Source organism: Streptomyces montanisoli (genome assembly GCF_017813245.1).
In the GTDB taxonomy this organism is placed as follows: domain Bacteria; phylum Actinomycetota; class Actinomycetes; order Streptomycetales; family Streptomycetaceae; genus Streptomyces; species Streptomyces montanisoli.
Genome location: NZ_JAGIQL010000267.1, coordinates 1 through 5,711, shown reverse-complemented (window position 1 = coordinate 5,711; position 5,711 = coordinate 1). Strand labels below are relative to the sequence as shown.

General features: G+C 74.7%; 5 protein-coding genes. 2 read left to right on the top strand and 3 right to left on the bottom strand.

Going from position 1 to position 5,711, the window contains the following annotated elements:
• On the bottom strand, positions 1 to 566 hold a 566-nt coding region (locus JFN87_RS31800; protein WP_504739800.1), incomplete at its 3' end, for an NsdA family TPR-like regulatory protein.
• A gap of 684 nt (positions 567 to 1,250) precedes the next feature.
• On the opposite strand from JFN87_RS31800, the gene JFN87_RS31795 reads away from it, so the two are divergent.
• Positions 1,251 to 3,368, top strand: a complete 2,118-nt coding sequence (locus JFN87_RS31795; protein WP_209345779.1) for an asparagine synthase-related protein — start codon at positions 1,251 to 1,253, stop codon at positions 3,366 to 3,368.
• A 42-nt stretch (positions 3,369 to 3,410) separates the two neighbouring features.
• Here the strand turns inward: JFN87_RS31795 and JFN87_RS31790 are convergent, their stop codons facing one another.
• On the bottom strand, positions 3,411 to 4,019 hold the full coding sequence (locus JFN87_RS31790; RefSeq protein ID WP_209345778.1) for a TetR/AcrR family transcriptional regulator: 609 nt from the start codon (positions 4,017 to 4,019) through the stop codon (positions 3,411 to 3,413).
• Positions 4,020 to 4,160: 141 nt separating this feature from the next.
• Here JFN87_RS31790 and JFN87_RS31785 point away from each other — a divergent pair, with 141 nt between their 5' ends.
• Complete coding sequence (locus JFN87_RS31785; RefSeq protein ID WP_209345776.1) at positions 4,161 to 4,874, top strand: SDR family oxidoreductase; 714 nt, start codon at positions 4,161 to 4,163, stop codon at positions 4,872 to 4,874.
• Positions 4,875 to 4,877: 3 nt separating this feature from the next.
• On the opposite strand, the gene JFN87_RS31780 is transcribed toward JFN87_RS31785, so the two are convergent.
• The coding region (locus JFN87_RS31780; RefSeq protein ID WP_209345774.1) for an NPCBM/NEW2 domain-containing protein at positions 4,878 to 5,711 on the bottom strand (834 nt) is incomplete at its 5' end.

The window sequence follows — 5,711 nt, the reverse complement described above, 5'->3', positions numbered from 1 at the left end:
GGGCCCGTGCCCGCGACCGCCTGGCCGGTTCCGCGGCCCCGCGCGGTGTCCGCGCCGTGCGCCCCGCGCGCGGCCAGCGCGACGGACGTGTCGCGCGCCACCGAGGAGTCGGCGGGCGATATCAGCCAGCGCGAGGCGGGCGTCGCGTAGGCGCTCACCGAGAACGATCCCGCCAGCGACTGCCACAGGCCGCCGGAGCCGGCCCTGCGGCCCGCGAGGTCGAGGCGGTACAGCTCCGTCGCCGTGCGGACGGCCTGGCCGACGTCCCGCGGGAACGCGAGCCCGACCTCGGGCGCCGGATCCGCGTCCGCGAGCCCGATCTCGTGCAGCGGCACCGGCCTGCCGAGCTTCGCCCCGATCGCGGACGCGATCAGGTGGGGCGCGGCGCCCTGCGGCACCATGCCCTTCGACACCCATCGCGCCACGGACGTCTTGTCATAACGGAGCGTCAGGCCGCGTTGCGCCCCGAGGTCGTTGACACGCCGGGCGAGCCCGGCGTTGCTGATTCCCGCGAGGGCGAGGACCGTACCGAGCTTCTCGTTCGGCCCGCGTAGCTCCCTGGACATGCGTCACCCCTCGACACACAGACGGCCGCCGCGTCGCGGCATAGGCGCGCGGCATTCGTAAACCCAGCGTAGTTCGCCACATCCCGACCGTTAAGGGGCGGAGTTCCGGATGGCGGGAATGTGGCCCGTCCGCGGGACGCACATCCGTGCGGCCGGCGGCGGCGCACGCCGTCGTGACGACGCGTCGTGCTCCTCTCGTGTGGCCGTGCGCCCGGCCGTGCGCCGTGGCCGCCCGCGGGGGAGAGCGCTTCCATGGGTGCTGCGTGGGTCGGCCCGCTGCGTACTGGAACCAGCGGGCTGGGGGACACCGCCGCCCCAATCCCCGCGGGCGGTGGACCGGTCCGGGAGGCGCGAGGCGTCCTCCCGGACCGAGCGTGCGTACGTTCCCCCGCACGCCCCTGAGCGCCCCCGCACACCCTCCGCACGCGCGGCGGCGGTGCGTAAGCGCTCGCGGATTTGGCCGAATGACGCCCGTCGTGCGGCGTCGTCGGCGGCGATTCGCGGGCGGACCGCCGCCGGCCGGCGGATCGCCGACAAGGGGCGTGTTCCGGCCAGTTGGCTCATGCCAGGGGCGCATGCGCCACGCGGCCCGTGCCTCCGTCCCCCCTCCTGTGCGCCGTTGGCGTGGCAGCATGGTCCCGAACGGGCTATGGCTTGGATTGTCCACAGGGTGTGGAGGCGGCGATGCGCTGGCTGGTGGGGTGGAGCAGTATCGCCGCTCATTTCGGCACGGTCGGCGCCGTGGACGCGGTCGGCGAATTCGACGACGGCGGCACGATCACGCCCGTGGGCTCCCAACTCCTGTGGGGCGACCCGGATCCGCTGTGGGCCGTCGGCGACTGGCGGCCCGACGAGGTACGCGTCGTGTCCGTCGACCCGTTCAACCGCCTCGCCGTCCTCGGCTGCTGCGGCGCCACCGACGACGAGCTGCGCCTGGGGATCGTCGCCGCGCGCGGGGGCGCCCTGCGCCACCTCACGGCCTGGCCGGGCAGCTACACCGCCGTCGCGCAGATAGGGCGGCGCATCACCATCGCGGGCGATCTCGCGGGCGCGCGCCCCGTCTTCCACACGCCCTGGGCGGGCGGCACCGCCTATGCCACCGCCGCCCTGCCGCTCGCCGACCTCATCGAGGCCCAACTCGACGTCGGGCACCTCGCGGCGCTGCTCGCCTGCCCGGAGACGCCCGAGGCGCTGCGCGACTCCACCCCCTACGAGGCTGTCAAGCGCATCCCTCCGGGCCACGCCCTGATCCTGCGCGAGGGCTCGCGCGAGATCACCGGCTACGAACCCGTCGCGTCGCTCGCCGTCGCCGCGCCGCAGCGCGACCCCGAACACGCCGTACGCGACGTCAAGGACGCCCTCGTCGAGGCCGTGCGCACGCGCCTCACGGCCCCGCGCCACGCGCCCGAGATGCCGCTGCCCGACCCGGGCCCCGTGCCGGGGATGGGCCCCGCGGACCGCCGCGCCGCACGCGGCGCCCCGCTGCCCGGCATCGGCGCCGACCTGTCGGGGGGCAGCGCGTCCGCGACGCTCGCCCTGCTCGCCGCCGGACTGCCCGGCGCGCCCGGCACGGTGCTCGGACACGGCACGGGCGCGGGTGAACGCCTGCTCGCCGTCACGTTCAACGACCTCACCACCGGCAGCAGGGACGACGCGGAACTCGAACGCGCGGGCCTCATCGCGGAGAACCCGCGCCTGCACCACGTCGTGGTCGCCGGCGGCGCCGAGGCGCTGCCGTACGCCGACCTTGACGGGCCGCTCACCGACGAGCCGGGGCCCGCGCTCGTCGCGGCCGCCCGCCACAAGCGGCGTCTCGCGGCGGGCAGCGCCGACCACCTGACGGGCGCCGGCGCGCGGCAGGTGCTCGACGCGCACCCCGCGCGCCTGGCCGACCTCCTTCTCGACCGGCGCAGACGCCACCTGCTCCATCCCGTGACGGAACTGGCGCGCTCCGAGGGGGCGTCCGCCTTCTCACTGTTCTCGCTCTTCGTCCCGCTCACCGTCTACCGCGCGGCCCGCCGCCTGGCCCGCACGCCGTACCGCACCGGCATGGAGGACGCCGCCGCCCGGCTGCCCGAGGCGAACAGGGCGGCGGTGGCGAACGGTTACGGCGGCCCCGTCGACGCCTCGCTCGCCGCCCTCACCTGGTCGCGCCCGGGACCCGCCGCGCGCTGGCTGACGGGGGAGGCCCTCGCCCAGGTCTCCCAGCGGCTTTACGCGTCCGCCACCCGCCCCACCTCCGTACAGCGCCCCGGCGAGGCACGCGCGCGTGCGGCACTCGCGCGCTACGCCGCTGACCACCGCGTCTTCGAGCAGGCCGCGGAGATCCGCAGCCAGCGGCTGCACGCGCCGTTCCTCGACAACCAGGTCGTACGCGCGTGCCGCGAACTGCCCGAGGCGCTGCGCGTCCAGCCCGACGCGCGCGCCGAGGTGCTGCGCACGGTCCTCGCGGACACCGGCATCCACGACCTGCCCCCCGGCTGGGGCGCCACCTCGCGCGCGACGTACGCGGCGGCCAACCGCGCGGGCCTGCGCTCCGCGGTGGGTGAGCTGGTCTCTCTCTTCGACGCCCCGCTGCTCGCGGACGCGGGCCTCGTCGAGGCCCGGGTGGTGCGCAAGGCGCTGCGCGCCGCGGCGGACGGCGAACCGGTGCCGCTGGACGGCCTGGCGGACCTCGTCTCCACCGAACTGTGGCTGCGCCGGCTGCTGTCCCGCAGGGGGACGTGCTGGACGGGCACCGCGGCACCGCGCCGGCGCGCGGTGGCGGGCGGAGTGATCCCGCGCCCGAAGCTCAGCACGTGAGCACCTGAGCACTTTAGGACCTGAGCGCCGGGCTGCCGGTGGTCAGCCGCGCACCGCGGCCACGCACTCGTCGTACAGGTCGATGATCTCGCCCTCGCCGCCGCCCGCGACCCATGTCATCGACGCGGCGTCCAGGCAGGCGAACGACGTCCCGATCACCGCGCGGGCCCTCACGGCGGCGGTGCCGCCGCTCCCGCCCATGCGCGCCTGGACCAGCGGCAGCAGATCCTCCTGGAACCGCAGCCGCTTCTCCAGCCAGCCGGCACGCAGCGAGGCGGTCGTGTGCATGAGGCGGAACCGCTCGAGTGCCTGTTCGCGGCTCTCGTGCAGGGCCAGTACGGCGGCGACCCCGGCGCGCAGGACCTCCCAGACGCCGGCGTCGTCCGGCTGCTCGCCGATCGTGGCCGTCAGGACCTGCCTGAACCGGTCCTGGTCGCCGCCGAGCAGGTCCTCCTTGCCGTGGAAGTAGCGGAAGAGCGTGCGCTGGGAGACCCCCGCCTCCCTGGCGATCTGGGCGACGGTCGTCTCGTCGTAGCCCTGCTCGCTGAACAGCCGCAGTGCCGTGTCGAGGATCTCCCGCGAGGCCAGCTGCCGCGTCCGGTCCCACAGCGTGGCCGGTGCCCCCGTCGCCGTCCTGGCTTCCTGCTTCATGCCACCAGATTAGCCCAGCGCTGCCAACATGACACGAATGGGCGACTTGGCAGTCGCTGCCAAGCGGTCGTACGCTGACAAGGGCGGGCCTCGTCGAGCGGCGAGCAGCCTGCCTTCCGGCAGCACACGAAGGAGTACGTCATGTCCGCACCCGCAGCTCTGATCACCGGTGGCACGAGCGGCATCGGCAAGGCGACCGCCGAACTGCTCCGCTCGCGCGGTCACCGCGTCATGGTCACCGGCCTCAGCAACGCCGCCGAGGCGGGTCTCCCCGAGGACGTCACGGTCGTGCGGGCGGACGCGCGGTCCCTGCCGGACATCGACGGCGTGATGGATCGGGTACGCGAGCAGTTCGGCTCGCTCGATCTGCTCTTCCTCAACGCGGGCATCTCCCGCCCGGGCCCCATCGAGTCGACCGACGAGGAGACCTTCGACGCGCTGTTCGGCACCAACGTCAAGGGCAACTTCTTCACCCTGCAGAAGGCGCTTCCGCTCCTCAAAGAGGGCTCGTCGGTCGTGTTCACCGTGGGCGCGGGCGATGTGGTCGGAGCCGCCATGAAGGCCGCGAAGGGCGCCCTGCTGCCCCTCATGCGATCCCTCGCGATCGAGCTCGCGCCTCGCCGCATCCGCGTCAACGCCGTCAGCCCGGGGCTGATCGACACCCCCGCATACAGCAAGATGGGCGTCTCCCAGGAGATGGTCGACGCGTGGGGGCGTGACGTCCCACTGGGCCGCGCAGGCACGGCCTCCGAGATAGCCGAGGCGGTGGCCTTCCTCGCCTCGGACGCCGCCGCCTACATCACGGGCGACGACCTCGTGGTCTCCGGAGGCGTCGGCGTGCAGGCCCGCGCGTGACGGTCAGCCGCACTCGATCCGTGCGTTCGCCCAGTCCGCCACCGCGACCGCGCTGAACGGGTTCACCGGCTGCACCACGAGCCTGATCGCCTTCTGCCCCTCGACGTTCACGGACACCGGCACCGCCGCCTGACGCCCCCGCACCACGGGCGACGTCCACAGGCGCCCACCGTCGCCGTACACGGAGAAGCGCAGCGAACCGATGCCCAGCGTCACGTCGTCCACGCCGACGGACGCCCGGTACGTCGAGCACGGCCGGTTCAGGTCGATCGTGACGCTGCTCGGCGCGTGCATGCTCACGCCGTAGCTGTAGCGCGACCCGCCGACGGACATGCCGGAGCGCTGCCACAGGAAGCCAGCCGCGCCGAGCCGCACCCGCGGGTCACTGGCGTCGCCGAAGTTCCCGTACCGCAGCTGGTTCACGTGGAAGACGGACGGGGGCAGGGGAGCCGGCGGTGTGGGCGTCGGCGTTGGCTTCGGCGGCGTCGGAGACGGCTTCGGCGGTGTGGGCGAGGGCTTCTGCGGTGCAGGCGGAGGTGTCGTCGGCTTGGGCTTCGGTGCGGGCGTGCGAGAGGGCCGCGACGGAGCCGGGTGCGGCGCCTGCGCCCTCGACGCCGGGGCGGCCGGGGGCGCGGGCTTGGCGGGCGGCTTGTGCGACGGCGCGGGGATCTGCGGCACGAGCGGTTGCGCGGCCGGCGGTTTGGCCTCGGCGGGCGGGGCGTTCTTGCCGTCGCCCGAGGTGAGCGCCCAGACGAGCCCCGCTGCCGCGGCGACGGCCGCGAGCGCGGCCGCGCCGACCTTCAGTGGCGTACTGGCGCCCTCGGCCGCGGGGCTCGT

Coding starts and splice junctions, on each gene's coding strand:
- JFN87_RS31785 (WP_209345776.1), top strand. CDS start 4,161: ATGTCCGCACCCGCAGCTCTGATCACCGGTGGCACGAGCGGCATCGGC.
- JFN87_RS31790 (WP_209345778.1), bottom strand. CDS start 4,019: ATGAAGCAGGAAGCCAGGACGGCGACGGGGGCACCGGCCACGCTGTGG.
- JFN87_RS31795 (WP_209345779.1), top strand. CDS start 1,251: ATGCGCTGGCTGGTGGGGTGGAGCAGTATCGCCGCTCATTTCGGCACG.